Genomic DNA, 20,900 nt, shown 5'->3' with positions numbered 1-20,900 from the left:
GGTGTGAGATCCGCAGGGACAACGCCGCCCACGTTTCTCTTTCTTCGCATTCACTTGTCAAAGAGCCCGGTACCCAGCGGCACCGTGGAAGACCATGTCTTCCTGAATTCAGCGGAAAGAAGCCCCTGTCCCGATCTCTCGGGCCATCCGGCCTAAGCTTTCCAGTGAGACACCGGCGGGAAGTCGCGGCGCTTTCGAAGTGCGCCGCCCCGTCGGTGGAGGCGGTATCTAGTGATCCGCCCCGGCCGTGTCAACACCCTTTTTTCAGGGCCGTTTCCGTGGCCGGACCGCCGTGGTGGTGGGCCCGAAGGCCGCGCCGCCGCTGCGGTGGGCGGGTCTATACGGGGGCCAGGATGAGGGGTCAAGCACCAAAATTCGCGTCGATCTCAGAAAAGTTCGGGATCACGTCCGCGGTCCCGTGACGGGTCACCATCAGCGCCCCCGCCTTCGCCGCCCACCCCATCGCGGCGCCGAGCCCCATCCCGCGCTCCAGCCCGGCCAGCAGGTAGCCGGTGAAGGTGTCGCCCGCCCCGGTCGTGTCCACCGCCTCGACCGGGACCGCCGCGACGTGCAGGCCCCCGGGGTGCGCCGCGTCGTATCCCGTCGCGCCGTCCGCCCCCTCCGTCACCACCACCGTCGCCACGCCCTGGGCGTCCGGCCCGCGCCCGGTCGCCGCCTGGAGCTGGTCCATCTCCACCCGGTTGAGGATCAGGAGGTCGGCGAGCGGCGCCATCTCGACCGCCGCCTCCGCCGTGAACGGCGCGGCGGCGTACGCCACCCTGAGGCCCGCCGCCCGCGCCCGCCGCGCGCCCTCGGCCTGCAGCACCGTCTCGTTCTGGATGAGGCACCACTCGCCCGGCCGCGCCTCGGCGAAGGCCGCCTGCAGCGGCCCCGCCTCCAGTCGGTGGTTGGCGCCGGGGTGGATGATGATCGTGTTCTCGCCGTCGTCGGCGACGGCGATGATCGCGTGGCCCGTCGGCCCGGCCGCCGTCGCCACGAAGCGCGTGTCGACGCCCCATGCGGCGAGGCGGTCGCGCGCCCACGCCCCGTCGGCTCCCACCGCGCCGATGAGCGCCACCCGCGCCCCCGCCCGCGCCGCCGCCACCGACATGTTGGCCCCCTTGCCGCCGATCCCCGTCGTCAGCTCCCGCGCCGCCAGCGTCTCGCCCGGCGCCGGGATGTGCGGCACCCGGTAGAACCGGTCGAGGTTGATCGAGCCCAGACACCAGACGGTCATGCCGTCCCCCGCCGCAGGCTCGCGCCGCCGTCATCCATCCTCGCCTCCCTCCGGGTCCCCGGGACGGGGCCCACCGACCGGCGATTAGCATACCTTCGGGACGGCACGGACGGGGTGGACGCGGGAACGCCGCGGGCCCCCGGGCTCCATCGGGGACCATGGGCCGGGGCCCCCCCCGCCGTCGCCGCGCGGAGGGGGATGGAGGGGCCGCGCGAGCGGGGATGGAGGGGGATGGAGGACGGGGCGGGACAGGGTGAGGCGGGACGGGGCGGGACCGGAGGAGGGAGGAGGGAGGAGGGGCGCCGCGGGCGCCCTGCCGCGCCGGGCGGCGCCCCCATCCTCATGAAGCGGCTGGTGCGGGGGCGCGCCAGGACTTAAGCTTTCCGCCAAGGTTCACCCCTAACGATGAGCCTCAAGGGCCCGCCGCCGCGGCGGGGAAACGTTCGATCGGTCGGCACCGGGTGAGAGTATCGTCATGAGCCAGAACCTGCGGTCCTCCCTCGCCCAGGTGCAGGTCCCCCGCCTGCCCACCGGCGAGACCCTCATGCCCTATCTCGCCCGCGTCGACGCCAACCGCTGGTACTCCAACCGCGGCGAGCTCGTGCAGCGCCTCGAGAGCCGGCTCAACGTGCTCCTCGGCGGCCGGGAGAATGCCGGCCTCACGACCCGGGACGGCACCGACCGCGGCGGCGACGGACACGCCGTCGTCGTCACCGCCAACACCGGCAGCGCCGCCATCGAGGCCGCCATCCTCGCCGCCGCCGGCCGGGCCACCCCCGAGCGCCCGATCGCCCTCGTCCCCTCCTACACCTTCGTCGCCACCGCCCTCTCGGTGATCCGCTGCGGCTACCGCCCCCACTTCGTCGACGTCGACCCCGCCACCTGGATGCTCGACCCCGCGGCCCTCGCCGCCCACCCGATGCTGGACCGCGCCGGCCTCGTCATGCCGGTCGCCGCCTACGGCCGCGCGCCCGACATGCGCGCCTGGGAGAAGATGCACGCCGCGACCGGCGTCCCCGTCGTCGTCGACGCCGCCCCCGCCTTCGAGGCCTTCGCGCGCGACCCCGGCCTCATCTCGGCCACCGTCCCCGCCGCGCTCTCCTTCCACGCCACCAAGTCCTTCTCCACCATCGAGGGCGGCGCCGTCCTCTGGCGCGACGAGGGCCGCCTCTTCCAGGTGGCGCAGATCTCCTGCTTCGGCGTCACCGACCAGCGCCTGTGCCTCTTCGAGGGCTTCAACGGCAAGCTCAGCGAGTACCACGCCGCCATGGGCCTCGCCTGCCTCGACGAGTGGACCCGGCGCGAGGACGCCTACGCCCGCATCGCCCGCGCCTACCAGGCCGATCTCGGCAGCGTCGGGCGGGTGGTGACCGCCCCCGCCATCAGCGCCGCTTATGTCCTCCTCGAGAGCGAGAACGCCGCCGTCAGCTACATCGCCGAGCAGCGCCTCGGCGCCCGCGGCATCGGCGCCCGGCGCTGGTACGGCATGGGCCTCCACCGCCAGCCCGCCTTCGCCGACGCCACGCGCGACCCGCTGCCCGTCACCGAAGGCCTCACCCTGCGCCACCTCGGCCTGCCCGCCGCCATCGACCTGACGGACGAGGACATCGCCTTCGTCCTCGCCACCCTCCACGGCGAGGACATCCACACGAGCGAGGCCGGCGCCACCGCCCGCCTCCAACCGAGATACGGATGAACCAGCCAACCGACAGCGCCGCCGCGAACCGGGCCGTCCCGGCCGCCGACCCGATCCCCGAGATCTCCGCCGCCGAGGCCGAGACGAACCTCTCCGCCCCGGAACGCGCCTTCCTCGATAAGCTCCGCCTCACCGCCCGGGAGGGCCGGCCGGTGCCGCTCCTGCACCTCCTGCAGGTCAAGCGCGCCCTCAAGGCCGCCTACCCGCTCGAGGAGGCCTTCGCCCGCTACCGGGCGCTCCTCGAGCTCGGCCCCAACGTCACCCTGCGCCGGCAGCGCGTCGAGAGCTTCAGCGCCCTCTCGAGGCGGCACGCCGAGACCGTCCACGTCCTCCACGAGGGGGGCGAGCACGTCGTCCTGAACCCCTCGCCGATCCTCGGCGCCTCCGCCGCCAGGGTCATCGAGGGTCCCACCCGGCGGGTCGAGGTCGCCGCCTTCCGCAACGCCGCCGCCTTCGCCCGGACCTCGACGATCCGCCTCCGGAACGGCACCTTCATCTTCGATGTCCAGGACGGCGAGCTCGACCGGATGCCCGTCGACAGCGCCTTCGACCCGGCCGTCTTCCACCGCGACGGCGAGACCGTCTTCGCCCTGGACGACCGCCGCCGCATGAACGCGCTGACGATCCCCGAGGCGATCTCGCTGCTCGGCATCGACACCGTCTCCTTCGGCCACTGGATGGCCGAGGAGTTCCTCAAGTTCCTGTCGATCCGCTCCACCGTCGGCATCGCCGGCATCCCGGTCCTGATCGACGCCAACATGCCGCGCCAGCACAAGCAGTCGATCGCCGCCTTCCTGCCGGCGAACCACCCCCTCATCGAGGTGCCGCGCAACATGCGCGTCGAGGCCGGCCGCCTCTGGGTCGCCACCAACTGGTTCTACAGCCCGAAGATCCTCACCACCGACGTCGGCATCGACGCCAACGCCCTCGTCATGCCGACGAAGCCCATCGCCGACATCCTGCGCGCCGCCTTCGACGAGCTGGAGGCGAAGGTCGGCCTCGGCAGGGCCGCGGAGGGGAGCGGGGAGGGGCGCCGCCTCTTCATCGCCCGCGACGCCGAGCGCCACCGGGCCATCACCAACCACGAGGCGACGGCCGCGACCCTCGCCCGCCACGGCTACGTCGAGACCCGGCCCGAGGCGCTCTCCTTCGTCGAGCAGTTCCAGCTCTACCGCCGGGCCGACCGGATCGTCGCCCAGACCGGCTCGGCCACCAACGGCGTCGCCATGTGCCGCCCCGGCACCCGGGTCTGCCTCCTCAGCCACCCGGCGATGCCCCTCCAGGCCCTCTGGGCCCAGCCGCTCGCCGACATCGGCCTTCACGTCGTCGCCCTCGTCGGCGACTTCGCCGCCGTCGACAAGGTCTACGAGGACAAGTCCACCTACCGGATCGACGGGACGGCCCTCGACCAGCTCCTCACATCCGAACTGGAAATGCCCGCATGACCGACACGACCGGCACCACCGACGTCGTCCTCTTCGGGACGGGACAGGTCTCGGACGTCATCACCGTCTACCTGGAGCGCTACAGCGACCTCAACATCGTCGCCTACACCGTGGACGCGAAGTTCCTGCCCGAATCCGGCACCTTCAACGGCAAGCCCGCCGTCCCCTGGGAGGAGATCGAGGCGCACTACGCCCCCGGCACCGTCTCCCTCCTCGGCCCGCTCACCTACAAGGGCCTCAACACCGTGCGGCGCGACCGCTACCTGGAAGGCAAGGCCAGGGGCTACAGCTTCGCCTCCTTCATCCACCCCGACTGCCACATCAACACCGACCGCATCGGCGAGCACTGCATCATCCTGGAGTCGAACATCATCCAGCCGTTCGCCTCGATCGGGAACAACGTCATCATCTGGAGCGGCAACCACATCGGCCACCACGTCTCCGTCGGCGACCACACCTTCATCGCCTCCCAGGTCGGGATCGCCGGCTCCACCTCGATCGGCGCGGAATGCTACCTCGGCGGCCAGGCGGGGATCGTCCACGGCATCACCATCGGCGACCGCTGCGTCGTCCTCAACGCGGCCGTGGTGAAGGCCAACCTGCCGGACGATTCCGTCGTCGCCGGCGAGGCGGCCCCCATCAAGCCCTTCCCCAGCAAGCGCATCGCCCACCTCCTCTGACCCGCCCGCGCCCGACGATCCCGATGCCCGCTCCCCCGCCCTCCTGGTCCCTCGTCCGCAGCGCCGGCCGGCCCGTCCTGGCGCCGCCCGCCGGCAATCCGCTCTGGGCGAGCCACGCCCAGGCGCCCACGGTCCTCCCCCTCGGGGACGGGACGTGGCGCGTCTTCCTCGCCGGCCGCGACCGCCACAACGTCAGCCGCATCTTCGCTGCCGACGTCGACCCGAAGGACATGCGCGCCGGCGCCGTCGGCGCCGGGCCGGTGCTGGACGTCGGCGCCCCCGGCTCGTTCGACGAGCATGGCATCGGCCCCGGCACCGCGGTGCGGGACGGGGAGCGCGTCCTCCTCTACTACATGGGCCTCGGCCGGCGGGCGGACGTGCCCTACCGGCCGGGGATCGGCCTCGCCGAGAGCCGCGACGGCGGCGCCAGCTTCACCCGCGTCGGCGACGGCCCGCTCATCGAGCCCTCGCCGCACGTCCCCCTCGGCGCGGCGCTGCCGACGGTCTTCCGCTCCGACGCCGTGCCGGGCTGCGCCTGGGGCATGTGGTTCTCCCGCTTCACCGAGTGGGCCCTCGTCGAGGGCAAGCCGGAGCCGGTCTACGACCTCCTCTACGCGGCCTCGCCGGACGGCCTCGCCTGGACCGTGGTGCCGGACGCCGGCGTGCCGCTGGAGAGCGGCGACGAAGGCGGCCTGGTGCGCGCCGCCGTCCGGCGCACCGGCGGCGGCTGGCTCATGCTCTTCGCCGCGCGCGGGCGCGAGGGCTTCCGCGAGGACGCCGCCGCGCGCTACCGCCTCGTCGCCGCCACCTCCGCGGACGGGCTCCGCTTCACCCGCCGGCCGGGCGCCCTCGCGCTCTCCCCGCCCCCGGCGGCGGGCGACTGGGACGGGGAGATGCAGGCCTACCCGCAGATCGTCGAGGACGGCGGGCGCACCCTCGTCCTCTACAACGGCAACGGCTTCGGCCGGCTGGGCTTCGGCGTCGCCGAGCTCGTCGGCGGCCCGGCGACCGCGCGATGAAGCTCGTCTCCATCGTCTCGGTGAAGGACGACGTCGAGGTCATCGGCCCGTCCGTGCGGAACCGCCTCGAGGCGGGGTTCGACGAGGTCGTCGTCATCGCCGTCGAGCCGTCCGCCGAGATGCGCGCCGCCGCCGCGTCGCTGGCGGACGCCGCCGGCGGGCGCGTCCACACGGTCCTCATCGACGCCCTCGACCCGGCCGGCGACTTCCTCTCCTTCGAGGCCGAGCCGATGCGCTCCGTGCTCGCCGCCACGCGGCCGGACTGGCTCCTCCTCACGGACGCCGACGAGTTCGTCGTCGCCGCCGTCGCCGACCTCCACGACGCGCCCGAGCTCGCCGGCGAGGGTCCCCTCAGCCTGCAGCGCTACAACTACGCCCGCCGCACGGACGAGACCGCGGAGACGATGCTCGCCCGCCTCGCCGACCCGGCCGGCCTGCCGCTGATCGCCGAGCGCCGCATCGCCATGAAGAACGGCCTGCCGGTGCCGGGCGTGCGCTGGTCCGAGCACCGCATCTCGCCCCGGCCGTTCTTCCGCCCCCGCTCCACCCGCCGCTTCGACGTCGGCGCCCACCACCTCATCGGGCCGGACGGGACGCGCCTGCGGGCCGAGGGCGCGGCCGGCATCCTGATCGCCCACCTGCCGTTCACCAGCCTCTCCCGGTTCGAGCGCAAGATGGAGAACGTGCGCGCCCACCTGACCGCCATCGGCGGCGTCCACGCCGCGACCGCGGCGCACTGGAAGCACTGGCTGACCCGCCTCGAGGAGGGGCGCCTCGCCGAGGAGTTCGCCCGCGAGGCCTTCACCGAGGACGAGTTCGCCGCGCGCGCCGGGACCGGCGCCGTCGCCACCGCCGCGGTGCTGTTCGAGCGCCTCGCCGCGGCGGACAGGTCCGTGCGATGACGGCCGGCCCGGCCGGAACCGGGCGGGGAACCGGGGACCATGGGATGACGGGGGGCGGGCGATGAGAGTGGCGGTCATGCAGCCCTACTTCTATCCCTACATGGGCTACTTCCGCCTGATCGCGGCGGTCGACCTCTTCATCCTGTTCGACTGCGTGCAGTTCCCCCGCCGCGGCCGCGTGCACCGCACCGAGGTGCCGGACCACGCCGGCGGCCGCCGCTGGCTGACCCTCCCGCTCGCCCACCAGCCGCGCGAGACCCGCATCGACGGGCTCGCCTTCGCGGACGGCGCCGGCGCCACCTTCGCCGAGCGCCTCGCCGGCGTCCCGTGCCTCGCCGGGGAGGGGCCGCCGGCGGTGGCGGAGGCCCTCCGCTCGCCCCTCGACCGGCCGATCGACTACGTCGAGCGCAACATGCGCGCCGTCGCCGGGACCCTCGGCATCGCCACCCCCATGGTCCGCTCCTCCGGCTTCGCCGTCCCCGAGGACGTGCGCCAGGCCGACCGCATCGCCGCCATCGCGCGGCAGGTCGGCGCGACGCACTACCTCAACGCGCCGGGCGGGCGCGGGCTCTATTCGGCCGGGTTCTTCGCCGGCCACGGCCTCACCCTCGAATTCCTCGCCCCCTACGACGGCCCGAACGTCATGATGCTGCAGAGCCTGTGGCGCGAGCCGCCGGACCGCCTCGCCGCCGACGCCGCCGCCGTCACCGTGGAGCCCGCATGACCCCGCCCCGACGCCCGCCAGCGGCGAGCCCCGACGCCCTCGCCCGCTACTACGACGCCGCCCTCGCCACCCACGGCGACACCGCCCGGGGCGCCGGCTGGCCGAACGAGGACGACCGGAGGACGCGCTTCGACGTGATGGCGGACATCGCCGGCCCCCGCCTCGCCGCGGCCAGCCTCTGCGACGTCGCCTGCGGCACCGGCGCGCTCCTCACCCACCTCGCCGCGACCGGCCGCGCGCCGGCACGCTATCTCGGCGTCGACATCTCCGAGGCCGCCCTCGACGAGGCCCGGGCCAAGCACCCGGACGTCCCCTTCCTGACGCGCGACCTCCTCGCCGCCCCGGACCCGGCCCTGCCCGAGCCGTTCGACTACATCGTCGTCAACGGTCTCTTCACGGTGCGCGCGGAGGTGGACGAGGGCGCGATGTGGGACTTCATGACCGCCACCCTCGCGCGGCTGTGGCCCTTCGCCCGCCGCGGCATGGCCTTCAACGTCATGTCCGCCGTCGTCGACTGGACGCGCGAGGACCTCTTCCACGTGCCGCAGGACCGGCTGTGCGCCTTCCTCTTCGGCCTCGCCGGCCGCCGCGTCGTCCTGCGCAACGACTACGACCTCTACGAGTACACCGCCTACGTCTTCCGCGAGGGCGCCGCCGAACGCTGAGCGGCGCGCCGGCGGGCCCCGCGAGAGGCCCGCGAAGGGGCGGCGGGCGGGCGCCGCGCCGCCGGCCCGGCCGGGGCGCGCGGCCTCAGAGGAGGGGGGCGAGAAGGCGCGTCGCCGGGGCGAGGGCGCGCACCACGGGCGAGAACGCCGCGTAGCCCTCGTCGTTGACGAGATGGCTGCGGGCGAAGTCCGCCTCCAGCATCGCCGCCGTCTCGGCCGCGAAGCGCCGCTCGAAGATCAGCACCGTGTTCTCGAAGTTGAGGTGCAGCGACCGGTTGTCGAAGTTCACCGTGCCGATCGCCGAGACCGTGTCGTCCACCAGCACGACCTTCTGGTGCATGAAGCCGTCCTTGTAGCGGTAGAGCTTCACCCCCGCCCGCAGGATCTCGTCCGCGTAGGCGAAGCCGGCCAGCCAGACGATGGTGTGGTCCGGCCGGTCGGGGATCATGACGCGCACGTCCACCCCCTTCAGCGCGGCGAGCTTCAGCGCCGACAGCACGTCGAGGTCGGGCACGAAGTAGGGCGTTGTCAGCCACAGCCGCTCCTTCGCCGCGGTGATGAGGTGCATCAGCGCGAGGGAGCACGCCGGGAGCGGGTCGGCCGGCCCCGTCGGCAGCAGCAGGACCGGCGTGCGCGTCGTCCCCTCGTGGAGGGGGACGGCCTCGTCCTTGGTCGGGGCCTGCGTGCCGCCCGCCCACAGCCAGTCGACGTCGAAGGCGGCCTGGGCGACCTGCGCGGCCGGGCCGGTGATCTCGACCGCGGTGTCGCGCCAGTCGCCGAAGGCGGGGTCGAGGCCGAGATACTCGTCGCCGACATTGGGGCCGCCGACGATGGCGATGCGCCCGTCCGCGGCCACCAGCTTCCTGTGATTGCGGTAGTTGAGGCGCAGCATCTTCGGCAGGCGCCGCACGAGGTGGAAGTCCTTCACGTCGACCCCCGCCTCGCGCAGGCCGTCCCAGTAGGCGTCCGGGACGCTGCGCGCGCCGATGCCGTCGTAGAGGACGCGCACGGTGAGGCCCTCGCCGGCCCGGGCGACGAGCGCCTCGTGGAGGCGCCGGCCGAGCCCGTCGTCGCGGAAGATGTAGAACTGCACGACGATGTGCCGCTCGGCCTTCGCGATCAGGTCGAAGACGGCCTGGAACACCGCCTCGCCGTCGACCAGGAGCCGGGGCGCGCCCGAATAGAGGATCGGCGTCGGCGCGAACCGCTCCAGCACCTGCCAGGTCGGCGAGACCGGGGCGATCGCCGCGTCCGGCAGGGCGCCGGAGAAGAGCCCGGCGTAGGCGCTCGCGCGCAGCGTCGCCTGGTCGTCCTCGAAGGCGCCCGGCTTGGGCGGGCCGATGAAGAGGTAGGCCGGCAGCGCCACCCAGGGGAGCAGGATGAGCGCGATCGCCCAGGCGACCGCCCCCTGGGCGGTGTGGGCGTGCTGCGCCGCGCGGACGGCGGCGATCGTGCCGGCGACGACCGCGACGGCATGAGCGGCGGCGACGATGCCGCTCCAGAAGACGAGGTTCATGCGATCTCCGCGGTCGCGGCCGGGGTGGTGGCGGCGCGGGCGTGGCCCGGCCTCACCTCGAGGTCGGCCCACAGCGGCAGGTGGTCGGAGGCGCGCCGGGCCTCGCCCTCGCGCGCCACGCCCTGCCCCAGGATGTCGATGCCGTCGCTGAAGGCGAGGCGGTCGAGGGCGGCGACCGGACGGGTGGCGTGGAACGTCGGCTGCGGCGGCGCAAGGCGGTAGCGCTCGGCGAAGACGGCGATGCAGCCGGTGTTCTTCTGCCAGTTGTTCATGTCGCCCATGATGACCGTCGGGCGCGGCGCCATGCCCTCGAGGGCGGCGACGATCCGGTGCGCCTGGCGCACGCGCATGCCGCCGGTCAGGCCCAGGTGCGCCCCGACCACCCGCAGCGGCGCGCCGCCGACGGCGAGGTCCGCGACGACCGCGCCGCGCGGCTCCAGGGTGGGCAGCTCGACCCGGTGCGCCTCCTCCACGGTGACGCCGCCGCGCACCAGGATGGCGTTGCCGTGCCAGCCGATGCCGCCGTCGTGGAGGGCGAGGGGGACCGGGCTCCAGTCGGTGTCGGTCAGGTGGAGGTGGGAGAGGGCGGCGAGGCGCCTGCCGAACCGCTTGTCGGCCTCCTGCAGGACGACGATGTCGGCCTCGAGCGCGTCGATGACGGCGAGCACCCGCTCGGGGCTGCGCCGCCAGTCGAGGCCGACGCACTTGCGGATATTGTAGGTGGCCACCCGAACGCGCATTCATCCTCTCCCTTCGGAACCGGGAAACATGTGGCGCATCCGGGCGCCCGTGCCAGCACGGCGAAGGGGTGGGGAACGCGGCTCGGCGGCCCCGGGTTGCGACCCCGGGGCGGGGCGGGGCACGGGACGCGGCCGCGCGGCTCCTATGCGGCCCCTATGCGGACGGGCCGGTTTCCTTTGCGTCGCGGTCACCGCCGGCATGGGCCTCGCCCCCGGCGAGGTCGATGAGGGTGATGGCGTCGTAGGTGTCGAGCACGGCGCGGATGCCCGCTCCCAGTGCGCTATCGAGACGCACCTCGGCGTCGCTGGCGCGCGCGTCCTGCGCCCGCATCAGGCTCGCCGGGGCGCACTCGCGGAAGCGCGGCTCGAACATGCGGATGACCGAGCCGACGGTGATCTCGTGCGGGTCCCGGGCGAGGCGGATGCCGCCCCCGCGGCCGCGCGTGGAGGCCACGATTCCCTCCTTCGTCGCGATCTTCAGGAGCTTGTAGATGGTGTATTCGGTGAGGTGCGTGTCCGCCGCGATCGCGCTCACCTGCACAAGGTTTGGGTGCCTCTCCGCACAATAAGTGAGGACACGAAGTGCGTAGCGTGTCTGATCCGTGAACCGCATGGACAGCATCTATCCTTAGAATTTGTCCAAATCAATACAGATCAATACACAGCCCACCGCCTTGCGCTTGGCACTTGTCTCGAATAGTCAACTTTTCCGCGCGCCCCTGATGCCTCGCGAGGTCCGTCAGGGCCTTCCCACTTCAACGGACGACCATCATGTCCCTCCCGTATTCCGTTCGACTGGCGGTTGTTTGTCTGGCTCTCGGCGGGCTGGTGCCGCCGGCCGCGGCGCAGGACGCCCAGGTGGCGGCCACCCGGGCCGCGCCCGCGGCGGCGGCCGGGCACGCGATCGACCTCTCCCTCAACAGCCTGGCGCCGAGCGGCGAGGGCTGCCGCATCAGCTTCGTGGTGCGCAACGGCATGGGCGCGGAGATCGAGGATTTCGGCGTCGAGGTCGCGGTGTTCGACGGCGACGGCGGGCTCGACCAGCTCCTGCGCTTCAGCTTCGGCATGCTGCTTGAAGGCAAGACCCGCGTGAAGCAGTTCGACCTCGCGCAGAAGACGTGCGATCAGATCGGCCGCGTCCTCGTCAACGACGTGGTGCGGTGCGAGGGAGACGGGCTCACCCCGCTGATGTGCCTGCGCAGTCTCAGCGCGCGCTCGGACGCGTCCACCCCGTTCGGGCTTTAATCGATGGAGGCGATCATGGGCCGGATCCTCGACCAGCTGAGGGACACCGAGCTGGGCAGCGTCGTCGACGTCCTGGCGCTCGGCGGCCCCGTCGTGGCGCTGCTCGTCGTGCTGTCGGTCGTCGCCGTCGCCGTGGCGATCGCCAAGGCGGTGCAGTTCGCCGGCGCCGGCATCGGCCGCCACGGCCGCGCCCGCGAGGCGATCCGCCTCTACGAGCGCGGCGACGTCGACGCGGCGCTCGCCCGGGCCTCGGGCTCGCTGAGCGCGGCCGTCATCCGCTTCGGCATCGACGCGGCCGAGCGGCAGGACCCGGCCGCCGCGCGCGACGGCACCGAGAGCTACGCGGTGCTGCGCCTCCACCAGCTGCGGCGCTACACCGGCCTCCTCGACACGATCGCGCAGATCTCGCCGCTGCTCGGCCTCTTCGGCACGGTGCTCGGCATGATCGAGGCCTTCCAGGCGCTCGAAGGGGCGGGCGCGGCGGTCGATCCGTCGATCCTGGCGGGCGGCATCTGGGTGGCGCTGCTGACGACCGCCGTCGGCCTCGCCGTCGCGATGCCGGCCTCGGTGCTGGCGTCCTGGTTCGACGGGCGCATCGAGAACGAGGAGGTCGCCCTCGGCGCCCTCGTCGCCGAGCTCTTCAACGGGGTGCCGACCGAGGACGAGGCGCTCGAGGCCGCCGGGACCGCGCCGCGCTATCAACGGCCGCACGCGGCGCCGGGCGGACTGACGACCGTCCCGCGATGATGCGGATGCCGGCGCGCCGGCGGCGGCGACTGCCCCTGACGCCGCTGATCGACGTCATCTTCCTCCTGCTGCTGTTCTTCATGCTGTCGTCCACCTTCCTGCGCTTCGCGGACGTCGAGGTCGCCTCGGCGGGGGCCGCGCGCAGCGGCGCGGCCTCGACCGGGTCGGCGGCCCTCCTGAAGCTCGCCGGCGACGGCGGCCTCGTCCTCAACGGCCAGCGGGTCGAGGACGCGGCGCTGATGGACGCGCTCGAGGGCCTCGCCGACGACGGCACGACGCGCCTCGTCCTGACGGCGGAGACCGGCAGCACGGTGCAGGCGCTCGTCGACCTCCTCGGCAGGCTGGAGACCGGGCCGATGCCGGTCATCCTGGCCGGCGGCGGCCCGGCCGCGGGCGCCCCCTCCACCCCGAGCCCGGGAGTGCAGCCATGAGGGGCGCGGCGGGGGAGGCGCGGCCATGATGCGGCGTCTCGGCGAGCGGCGGCGCCGCAAGGAGGCGGCCGAGAGCACGATCCCGCTCATCAACGTCGTCTTCCTGCTCCTCGTCTTCTTCCTGGTGGCGGGCACCCTGTCGGCGCCGCGCGATTCCACCGTGGACCTCGCGACGGCGGAGGCGTTCGACCCGGCCGCCCTCGACCCGCAGGCGATCTACGTCGACGCCTCCGGCGCGCTGCGCGTCGCCGGCACGGCGATGGACGCGGCCGCCGCGCTCGCCCGGATCGAGGGCGAGGGGGCGGTCGTGGTGGTGCCGGACCGCACGCTGGAGGCCGGCGTGCTGCTCGCCCGCCTCGCCGAGCTGCGGCAGGCGACGGAGCGGCCGATCCGCATCCTGACGCGCCGTCCGGCGGGAGGTGGGGCATGAGACTTTCGGGACGCGTCTGGCTGGTGGCGTTCGTGCTGTCGCTGACGGCGCACGTCTCGCTCGCCGCGCTGATGGCGGTGGAGGAGGAGGAGACGCCGCCGACGCGGGCCGAATCGACGCCGACGCCGATCGTGCTGGCGCCGACGACGATCGAGAACCTCGAGAGCGAGGAGAGCTCCGAGGCCGCCGAAGCCGCCGAAGAGGCGGGGATGCTGGAGGCCGAATCGGAAGACGCGATGGAGGTGGAGGCGCCCGAGACCGACGCGGTCGAGGCCCCGCCCGAGCCGGAAGCCGCCGAGGTCGCCGAGGCCGAGGAGGCCGAGCCGCTGCCCGAGGAGGCGCCCGAGGCCCCCGCCGAGGCCCCCGCCGAGGAGACCGTGGCGGAGGAAGCCGTGGCGGAGGAAGCCGTGGCGCCCGACGAGGTCGCGGAGGCCGCGCCCGAGGCGGCGGTGCCGCCCGCCGCCGCCCCCGCCGAGCCGGAGGTCGCCGAGATCGAGCCGCCGGCCGAGCCGCCGGTGGAGATGGCCGCGGCGGTCCCCCCGCCCCCGGTCACGGAAGCCCCTGCCGAGCCCCCCGCCGAGATGGTGGAGGAGGCCGCGCCCGCCGAGCCCGCCCCGACGCCCGAGGCTGCGCCCGCGGAGCCCGGCACCGAGATCGCCGTCGCCGTCCCCGACGCCGGCGAGCCGGTCCCCGCAGAGGCGGAGCCGGAGCCCCGGGCAGAGCCCGAGACGCCGGCGGTGCCGGAGGTGGCGGCGCTGCCGGAGGAGACGCGGCCGGCCGATCCGTCGGTCCCGTTCCCGACGCGCCGTCCGACGCCGGGAGCGCGCGCGCCGACCTTCACGGCCGAGGAGGCGGCGACCCTGGAGACGATGCCGCTGCCGATGGCGAACCCGCTGTCCGACGAGGAGCGGGAGATCGCCCGCAAGCGCTCGGAGGAGCGGCAGGCGCAGCTCGCCGCCGAGCGGGCGCGGCAGGCCGAGGCGGAGCGGGCGCGGCAGGCGCGCGCCGAGGCCCGTCAGGCCGAGCAGCAGCAGGCCTCGCGCACCACCCGGAGCCGCCAGCAGGCGCCCCGGGCCGCGCGCTCGGGCGGCCGGCACAGCGCCAAGGCGGAGGCGGCCTATGCCCAGGCGGTCCGCTCGCGCATCGCGAGCGCCTTCCGCCGCGCGACACGCGGCTCGGGCTCCGGCTCGGCGACGGTGTCGTTGACGATCAGCCGCAACGGGCGGGTCAGCGGCGTGCGCCTGACGCGTGCGTCGGGCAACGCGGCGGTGGACCGTGCGGCGCTGTCGGCGGTGCAGCGCAGCTTCCCGTCCTTCCCGAGCGACATCGCCCGGGCGAGCATCCCCTTCACCGTCCCGCTGTCGGTGCGCTGAAGCCCGGCGCCACTCGCCCGCCGGCCGGCCCTCGACCGGCGCCCGCCGGACGCGGCGGACCCCGCGCGCCCGAACCTCCGGGCCGTCCCGGCGGCACCTGGTTCAGGCGCCTAGTTCATCGGCGTGGCGTGGATTCCGGGGCCGCGGCGGCCGACGCGGTCGGCATGGGCCCAGTCGGGCCACCAGCCGAGCTTCTCGATCGTGACGAGGACGGCCGCCAGGACGATCACGGCGACGGCTGCGATCATGAACTGGCGGGACGGCCGGCGCCGCACCCACATCACCATCCGCAGCCAGAAGAGGTCCATGATCGCCGCCCGCATCCCGGGAGCCCGCCCCGCCGGAGGGGGGAAACGGGCTCGTTCCGGGAAGACTAGATGGGGATGCCGGAGCGCTTCAACCGTGCACAGGGCGCCCCTCGCGCGGCGCCCACATGATCCGGGGCGGGAGCCTGATCGCCGGAGCCGCCGTCGCGCCCCCTGAAAGGCAGTGTCCGGGAGCCGGTGCAAGGGGCCGGAGGCCGGCGAAGCCGCTTGCCCTTGCGCCGGCTCCCGGACGCTGCCAGGGGGCAAGCGCGACGGCGGTTCCGGCGGTCGGGCGGGACTGATCGCTGGTGGGACCCGAGCCCGCCGGAGGCTCCGGCGTTCCCCAACGCGAACAGGCACCCGGAGCGCGCCCCGCCCGAACGCAATCGCCCGGGCGGGGCGCCGTGCCGGCGGGTGGCCTACGCGGCCTTCGCCTCGCGGCGGAAGCGGTGCAGGATCGGCTCGGTGTAGCCGGACGGCTGGACGGCGCCCTCGACGATCAGCGCGCGGGCGGCCCGGAAGGCCGGTCCGTCGAAGGACGGCGCCATCGGCGTGTAGTTCGGATCGCCGGCGTTCTGCGCATCCACCTTCTCGGCCATGCGCTTCAGCGAGGCGTCGACCTCCTCGGTGGTGATCAGCCCGTGCATCAGCCAGTTGGCGAGGAGCTGGGAGGAGATGCGCAGGGTGGCGCGGTCCTCCATGAGGCCGACGTCGTTGATGTCGGGCACCTTGGAGCAGCCGATCCCCTGGTCGACCCAGCGCACCACGTAGCCGAGCATCGACTGGCACGAATCGTCGAGCGCGCGCGCCACGGTCTCGGGGTCGAGGTTGCGCCCGGCGAGCAGCGGCGGCGTCAGCAGCGCCTCCCGGGAGGCCGGCGCGCGCCCCGCGATCTCGGCCTGCCGTCCGGCGACGTCGACGGCGTGGTAGTGCGTGGCGTGGAGCGTCGCGGCGGTCGGCGAGGGGACCCAGGCGGTGTTGGCGCCCGCCGTCGGGTGGCCGATCTTGGCCTCCAGCATCTCGGCCATCCGGTCGGGCTTGGCCCACATGCCCTTGCCGATCTGGCCGTGGCCGGGCAGGCCCGCCTTGAGGCCGGCGTCGACGTTGTTGTCCTCGTAAGCGAGGAGCCAGGGGGCGGACTTCATCTCGTCCTTGGGGATGACGGGCCCGGCCTTCATGGAGGTGTGGATCTCGTCGCCGGTGCGGTCGAGGAAGCCGGTGTTGATGAAGACGAGGCGGTCCTTCACGGTCTCCATGCAGGCGAGGAGGTTGGCCGAGGTGCGGCGCTCCTCGTCCATGACGCCGAGCTTCACGGTGTTCTTCGGCAGGCCGAGCATCTGCTCCACGCGGGCGTAGAGCTCGTTCGCGAAGGCGACCTCGTCCGGCCCGTGCATCTTCGGCTTGACGACGTAGACCGAGCCGGTGCGCGAGTTCCGCAGGCCGTCCTTCTTCCTGAGGTCGTGCATCGCGGCGGCGACGGTGACGGCGGCGTCGAGCATGCCCTCGGGCGTCTCCTCGCCGTTCATCAGCACGGCGTCGGTCGTCATCAGGTGGCCGACGTTGCGCACCAGCATGAGGGCGCGGCCCGGCAGGACGACGGTGTCGCCCCGGGGCGTCTCGACCTTGAGGTCGGGGTTGAGGCGGCGCGTCAGGGTGCGGCCGCCCTTCTCGAAGGTCTCCTCGAGGTCGCCCTTCATGAGGCCGAGCCAGGTCCGGTAGACGAGGACCTTGTCCTCGGCGTCGACGGCGGCGACCGAATCCTCGCAGTCCTGGATGGCGGTCATCGCCGATTCGAGGACGACGTCGGCGAGGCCGGCCGGGTGCGCGCCGCCCACTTCGGTCGAATCGTCGATGTCGAGGACGATGTGCAGGCCGTTGTGCCTGAGGACGTAGCGGACCTTGTTGCCCTCCTCGACGACGCCGACGAACTCGACGCCGTCGGCGAACGGGATCGGCACGCCGCCGACCTCGGCGAGGAGCTCGCGCCGGTCGGGACGGTAGCGGGTCACCTCGGCGTGCGAGCCGGCGGCGAGCGGCAGGGTCTTGTCGAGGAAGTCGGCCGCCCAGGCGACGACCTTGGCGCCGCGCTCGGCATCGTAGCGCGAGCCGGCGGCGGCGCCCGGGATGGCGTCGGTGCCGTAGAGGGCATCGTAGAGGCTGCCCCAGCGCGCGTTGGCGGCGTTGAGGGCGAAGCGGGCGTTGGAGACCGGCACCACGAGCTGCGGCCCGGCGATCGAGGCGATCTCGGGATCGACGTTCGCCGTCTCGACCTTGAAGGGGGCGGGCGCGCCCTTGAGGTAGCCGATCTCGGTCAGGAAGGCGGTCTCGGCGGCGACGTCGTAGGGCTGGCCCTTGCGGGCCTCGCTCCAGGCGTCGATCTCGGCCTGCAGGCGGTCGCGCTCGGCGAGCAGCGCGCGGTTCTTCGGGACGAGGTCCGCGAGGAGCGCCGCATAGCCCGACCAGAAGGCGTCCGCCGTGACCCCGGTCAGGACTTCCTCCTCGATGAGCCGGGCCAGCGGCTCGGCCACGGTCAGGCCATGACGTTCGACGGTCTCCGTCATCCTCGTCTCCCACTTTCTTTTGTACGGCACGTGCGTGCGCCGCTTCGCATGCTGGTTCTTAGAATAGATCGCCGAGGACGCGAAACATGGCGCGGCGGTGCGAATGATCGCGGGCCGGCCGGCCCGCCGCTCGAGGGCGGCCGGGGCCGCTGCCGTTCAGGGGGCCGGCGCGCCCGTTGCGGCGGCCGAGGCGGCGCCGGGCTCGGGCAGCGCCGCGCTCCATCTGGCCGACGAGGCCGGCGGCGACGGTCCCGGGGTCGGCAGAGGCGTCGGCGTCGGCGAGGATCATCAGGTCGGTGGGGCCGGCGGCCATGTCGATGCCGACGCGGCGGGAGGGCACCGCGCGCCTCGCGGCGGGAGGGCACGGGGGCGTGTGCCGCGTCATGGACGGCACCATGGACGGCACGTTCGCCGCGCCTGAACCTTGCGTCCTGGACGCCGGTCGGCCATTGCGGACTATGATAGGAACCGCGCGGGGCGTCGTCCCGCGGCTAGCCTGAGGTATGCCATGCGTGTCGTCATGATCGGGACGGGATATGTCGGGCTGGTGTCCGGCGCCTGTTTCGCGGACTTCGGCCACGAAGTGATCTGCATCGACAAGGATGCCGGCAAGATCGCCGCCCTCGAGAAGGGGGTGATGCCGATCTACGAGCCCGGCCTCGATGTCCTGGTGGAAACGAACGTGCGGGCGGGGCGGCTCGCCTTCGCGACGGACCCCGCCGACGCGATCAAGGGCGCGGACGTCGTCTTCCTCGCGGTCGGCACGCCGACCCGGCGCGGCGACGGCCACGCGGACCTCACCTACGTCTACGCGGCGGCCGAGGAGGTGGGCCGGCTGATCGAGGGCTATACGGTGATCGTCACCAAGTCGACGGTGCCGGTGGGCACGGGCGACGAGGTCGAGGAGATCATCCGCCGCGTGGCGCCCGAGGCGGACTTCGACGTCGCCTCCAACCCCGAGTTCCTGCGCGAGGGCGCGGCGATCCGCGACTTCAAGATCCCCGACCGCGTGGTGGTGGGGGCCGAGACCGAGCGCGCCTTCGCGGCGCTGCGCGAGCTCTACCGCCCGCTCTTCCTCAACGAGACGCCGATCGTGGCGGTGAACCGGCGCACGGCCGAGCTCACCAAGTACGCCGCCAACGCGTTCCTGGCGACGAAGATCGCCTTCATCAACGAGATCGCCGACCTGTGCGACGTGGTCGGCGCGAACGTGCAGCAGGTGGCCAAGGGCATCGGCCTCGACAAGCGGATCGGCTCGAAGTTCCTGCACGCGGGGCCGGGCTACGGCGGCTCGTGCTTCCCGAAGGACACGCTCGCCCTGTCGCGCACCGCGCACCAGGTGGCCTCGCCGGTGACGATCGTCGACTCGGTGATCGCGGCCAACGACCGGCGCAAGGAGCGCATGGCCGAGCTCATCGTGCGCGCGGCGGGCGGCTCGGTCGCCGGCAAGACGGTGGCCGTCCTCGGCCTCACCTTCAAGCCGAACACGGACGACATGCGCGAGGCGCCGAGCCTCGTGGTGGTGCCGGCGCTGATCAACGCCGGGGCGGCGGTGCAGGCGTTCGACCCGGAGGGGATGGACGAGGCGAGGAAGCACATCGAGGGCGTGACCTACGCCGAGAACGTGCAGGGCGCCCTGAAGGGGGCGGACCTCGCGGTGATCCTGACGGAGTGGGACCAGTTCCGCGCGCTCGACCTGACGGCGATGGCGGGCGAGCTGAAGGAGCGCCTGCTGGTGGACCTGCGCAACATCTACACCCGCGCCGAGGCGGAGCGGGCCGGCCTCACCTACGTGTCGATCGGCCGTCCGGCGATGGACCGCCCGGTCCCGCTGGGGGCGAAGGTGACGGACCTCGCCGAGGAGCGCGGCGCGCGCGGCCGCTGAGCCGAGCCGCCCGGCCCGCATCGCCCGGGCCGCATCGCCCGGGTTCGCGCCGGCCGGCGTCCCCGCCGGCCCCTGTCATGCTGGACCCATGTCATGCGGGCTCGTGTCACGCCGGCCCGTCTCGCGAGGGGTCCGGAGCCGCGCCGGGCGGCGGCCCCGGGTCCCCTGTGCCCAGTCGTCCCTGTGCCCGGTCGTCCCGGCGCTCAGTCGTCGAGGAGGCCCAGCAGGTAGGCGCCGTAGCCGCTCTTCTTCTGCGCCTCGCCGAGGGCGGCGAGGGCCTCGGCGGAGAGCCAGCCCTGGCGCCAGGCGATCTCTTCCGGACAGGCGATCCTGAGCCCCTGGCGCTGCTCCAGGGCGCGGATGAAGAGGGCGGCGTCGACGAGGCTGTCGTGGGTGCCGGTGTCGAACCAGGCGTAGCCGCGGCCCATGGTTTCGGCGTTGAGGGCGCGGCGGTCGAGATAGGCCTGGTTGACGTCGGTGATCTCGAGCTCGCCGCGGGCCGAGGGCTTCACGTTGGCGGCGATGTCGAGGACGTCGTTGTCGTAGAAGTAGAGCCCCGTGACGGCATAGTTCGACGGCGCGACGGACGGCTTCTCGAGGATGCGGATCGGGGTGCCGCCGGCGTCGAACTCGAGCACGCCGTAGCGCTCCGGATCCTTGACGTAGTAGGCGAACACGGTGGCGCCGCTCTCGCGCTCGGCGGCCGCCTTCAGCATCTCCTCGAGGCCGTGGCCGTAGTAGATGTTGTCGCCCAGCACCAGGGCGACGCTGTCGCTGCCGACGAACTCGCGGCCGATGATGAAGGCCTGGGCCAGGCCCTCGGGCCTGGGCTGCTGGGCGAAGGTGATGTTGATCCCCCACTGGCTGCCGTCGCCGAGCATGCGCTCGAAGAGCGGCGCGTCCTGGGGCGTGGTGATGATCAGGATGTCGCGGATCCCGGCCAGCATCAGGGTGCTGACGGGGTAGTAGATCATCGGCTTGTCGTAGACGGGGAGGAGCTGCTTGGAGATGACATGCGTCACCGGGTGAAGACGCGTGCCCGAGCCGCCGGCGAGAACAATACCCTTCATGCGCCGGTCATCTCTCGCTCTCCAGAGGCTTCTGCATCACGTCGATCTCCTCGTTGTGCGCATTCGTCGGCTAGCGCATTGGCAGGGTGAGCCGTCACGTGCAAGCGCTAAGCCGACCGGTTCATTTCGTTGCCGGACCGGTCCGTCCACGGCGGGGCGGGACGGACACGCGGGCCGGGTTGGCAAGGGATCGCCGTTTGGCCACACTCCGCTGCCCGCCGCCGCCGCC

General features: G+C 73.4%; 21 protein-coding genes. 13 read left to right on the top strand and 8 right to left on the bottom strand.

From position 1 onward, the window contains the following. Positions 1-361 precede the first annotated feature (361 nt). Positions 362-1,237: a PfkB family carbohydrate kinase gene (locus DLJ53_RS32280; protein ID WP_111352444.1), complete on the bottom strand. Its 876-nt coding sequence runs from the start codon at positions 1,235-1,237 to the stop codon at positions 362-364. 475 nt (positions 1,238-1,712) lie between these two features. On the opposite strand from DLJ53_RS32280, the gene DLJ53_RS32275 reads away from it, so the two are divergent. The 7 genes from DLJ53_RS32275 to DLJ53_RS32245 all read left to right on the top strand — a co-directional run bounded on the left by DLJ53_RS32275 (position 1,713) and on the right by DLJ53_RS32245 (position 8,368). Further along, positions 1,713-2,933 carry a DegT/DnrJ/EryC1/StrS family aminotransferase gene (locus tag DLJ53_RS32275; protein ID WP_111352443.1) on the top strand — a complete coding sequence of 407 codons (1,221 nt, stop codon included), beginning with the start codon at positions 1,713-1,715 and terminating at the stop codon, positions 2,931-2,933. Further along, positions 2,930-4,378, top strand: a complete 1,449-nt coding sequence (locus DLJ53_RS32270; RefSeq protein WP_111352442.1) for a glycosyltransferase family 61 protein — start codon at positions 2,930-2,932, stop codon at positions 4,376-4,378. The genes DLJ53_RS32275 and DLJ53_RS32270 overlap by 4 nt, the downstream gene beginning before the upstream one ends. Next, on the top strand, positions 4,375-5,058 hold the full coding sequence (locus DLJ53_RS32265; RefSeq protein WP_111352441.1) for an acetyltransferase: 684 nt from the start codon (positions 4,375-4,377) through the stop codon (positions 5,056-5,058). The genes DLJ53_RS32270 and DLJ53_RS32265 overlap by 4 nt, the downstream gene beginning before the upstream one ends. 23 nt (positions 5,059-5,081) lie before the next feature. Next, positions 5,082-6,077, top strand: a complete 996-nt coding sequence (locus tag DLJ53_RS32260; RefSeq protein WP_111352440.1) for a glycoside hydrolase family protein — start codon at positions 5,082-5,084, stop codon at positions 6,075-6,077. Then, positions 6,074-6,979: a hypothetical protein gene (locus tag DLJ53_RS32255; protein ID WP_111352439.1), complete on the top strand. Its 906-nt coding sequence runs from the start codon at positions 6,074-6,076 to the stop codon at positions 6,977-6,979. The genes DLJ53_RS32260 and DLJ53_RS32255 overlap by 4 nt, the downstream gene beginning before the upstream one ends. 61 nt (positions 6,980-7,040) lie before the next feature. Beyond that, positions 7,041-7,703 carry a WbqC family protein gene (locus tag DLJ53_RS32250; protein ID WP_111352438.1) on the top strand — a complete coding sequence of 221 codons (663 nt, stop codon included), beginning with the start codon at positions 7,041-7,043 and terminating at the stop codon, positions 7,701-7,703. Then, positions 7,700-8,368, top strand: coding sequence for a class I SAM-dependent methyltransferase (locus DLJ53_RS32245; RefSeq protein WP_111352437.1), 669 nt, complete (start codon positions 7,700-7,702; stop codon positions 8,366-8,368). The genes DLJ53_RS32250 and DLJ53_RS32245 overlap by 4 nt, the downstream gene beginning before the upstream one ends. A gap of 85 nt (positions 8,369-8,453) precedes the next feature. Here the strand turns inward: DLJ53_RS32245 and cls are convergent, their stop codons facing one another. From cls to DLJ53_RS32230, 3 genes are all read right to left on the bottom strand, one after another. Next, positions 8,454-9,884 (bottom strand): cardiolipin synthase, encoded by a 1,431-nt coding sequence (gene cls, locus DLJ53_RS32240; RefSeq protein WP_111352436.1) that lies wholly within the window; start codon positions 9,882-9,884, stop codon positions 8,454-8,456. Next, positions 9,881-10,624, bottom strand: coding sequence for an endonuclease/exonuclease/phosphatase family protein (locus DLJ53_RS32235; protein ID WP_111352435.1), 744 nt, complete (start codon positions 10,622-10,624; stop codon positions 9,881-9,883). The genes cls and DLJ53_RS32235 overlap by 4 nt, the downstream gene beginning before the upstream one ends. 154 nt (positions 10,625-10,778) lie before the next feature. Further along, positions 10,779-11,237, bottom strand: coding sequence for an RrF2 family transcriptional regulator (locus DLJ53_RS32230; protein ID WP_162409773.1), 459 nt, complete (start codon positions 11,235-11,237; stop codon positions 10,779-10,781). A 158-nt stretch (positions 11,238-11,395) separates the two neighbouring features. Here DLJ53_RS32230 and DLJ53_RS32225 point away from each other — a divergent pair, with 158 nt between their 5' ends. The 5 genes from DLJ53_RS32225 to DLJ53_RS32205 are packed head-to-tail and all read left to right on the top strand — an operon-like array spanning position 11,396 to position 14,850. Then, the gene (locus tag DLJ53_RS32225) at positions 11,396-11,869 is read left to right on the top strand and encodes a hypothetical protein (protein WP_146620166.1); all 474 of its coding nucleotides are present in this window, start codon (positions 11,396-11,398) and stop codon (positions 11,867-11,869) included. 15 nt (positions 11,870-11,884) lie between these two features. Beyond that, complete coding sequence (locus DLJ53_RS32220; RefSeq protein ID WP_111352456.1) at positions 11,885-12,616, top strand: MotA/TolQ/ExbB proton channel family protein; 732 nt, start codon at positions 11,885-11,887, stop codon at positions 12,614-12,616. After that, entirely contained in the window at positions 12,613-13,047 is a 435-nt protein-coding gene (locus DLJ53_RS32215; RefSeq protein ID WP_111352432.1) for a biopolymer transporter ExbD, read from the top strand. The genes DLJ53_RS32220 and DLJ53_RS32215 overlap by 4 nt, the downstream gene beginning before the upstream one ends. 25 nt (positions 13,048-13,072) lie before the next feature. Continuing rightward, a complete protein-coding gene (locus tag DLJ53_RS32210) occupies positions 13,073-13,477 on the top strand; it encodes a biopolymer transporter ExbD (RefSeq protein WP_211100715.1) in 405 nt (134 codons plus the stop codon). Continuing rightward, positions 13,474-14,850 carry a TonB family protein gene (locus DLJ53_RS32205; RefSeq protein ID WP_146620165.1) on the top strand — a complete coding sequence of 459 codons (1,377 nt, stop codon included), beginning with the start codon at positions 13,474-13,476 and terminating at the stop codon, positions 14,848-14,850. Before DLJ53_RS32210 ends, DLJ53_RS32205 begins: the two co-directional genes overlap by 4 nt. A 110-nt stretch (positions 14,851-14,960) precedes the next feature. Here the strand turns inward: DLJ53_RS32205 and DLJ53_RS32200 are convergent, their stop codons facing one another. From DLJ53_RS32200 to DLJ53_RS36735, 3 genes are all read right to left on the bottom strand, one after another. Then, entirely contained in the window at positions 14,961-15,158 is a 198-nt protein-coding gene (locus DLJ53_RS32200; protein WP_146620164.1) for a hypothetical protein, read from the bottom strand. Positions 15,159-15,574: 416 nt separating this feature from the next. Beyond that, complete coding sequence (locus DLJ53_RS32195) at positions 15,575-17,716, bottom strand: malate synthase G (protein ID WP_111352429.1); 2,142 nt, start codon at positions 17,714-17,716, stop codon at positions 15,575-15,577. 58 nt (positions 17,717-17,774) lie between these two features. After that, complete coding sequence (locus DLJ53_RS36735; protein WP_425320980.1) at positions 17,775-18,101, bottom strand: histidinol dehydrogenase; 327 nt, start codon at positions 18,099-18,101, stop codon at positions 17,775-17,777. A 123-nt stretch (positions 18,102-18,224) separates the two neighbouring features. Here DLJ53_RS36735 and DLJ53_RS32185 point away from each other — a divergent pair, with 123 nt between their 5' ends. After that, positions 18,225-19,601, top strand: a complete 1,377-nt coding sequence (locus tag DLJ53_RS32185) for a UDP-glucose dehydrogenase family protein (RefSeq protein ID WP_111352427.1) — start codon at positions 18,225-18,227, stop codon at positions 19,599-19,601. 203 nt (positions 19,602-19,804) lie between these two features. Here DLJ53_RS32185 and rfbA read toward each other — a convergent pair whose 3' ends face one another. After that, positions 19,805-20,671 carry a glucose-1-phosphate thymidylyltransferase RfbA gene (gene rfbA, locus DLJ53_RS32180; protein ID WP_111352426.1) on the bottom strand — a complete coding sequence of 289 codons (867 nt, stop codon included), beginning with the start codon at positions 20,669-20,671 and terminating at the stop codon, positions 19,805-19,807. Positions 20,672-20,900 lie beyond the last annotated feature (229 nt).

The organism is Acuticoccus sediminis (assembly GCF_003258595.1).
Taxonomy (GTDB): Bacteria; Pseudomonadota; Alphaproteobacteria; order Rhizobiales; family Amorphaceae; genus Acuticoccus; species Acuticoccus sediminis.
This window is presented reverse-complemented; position numbering and strand designations above follow the sequence as displayed.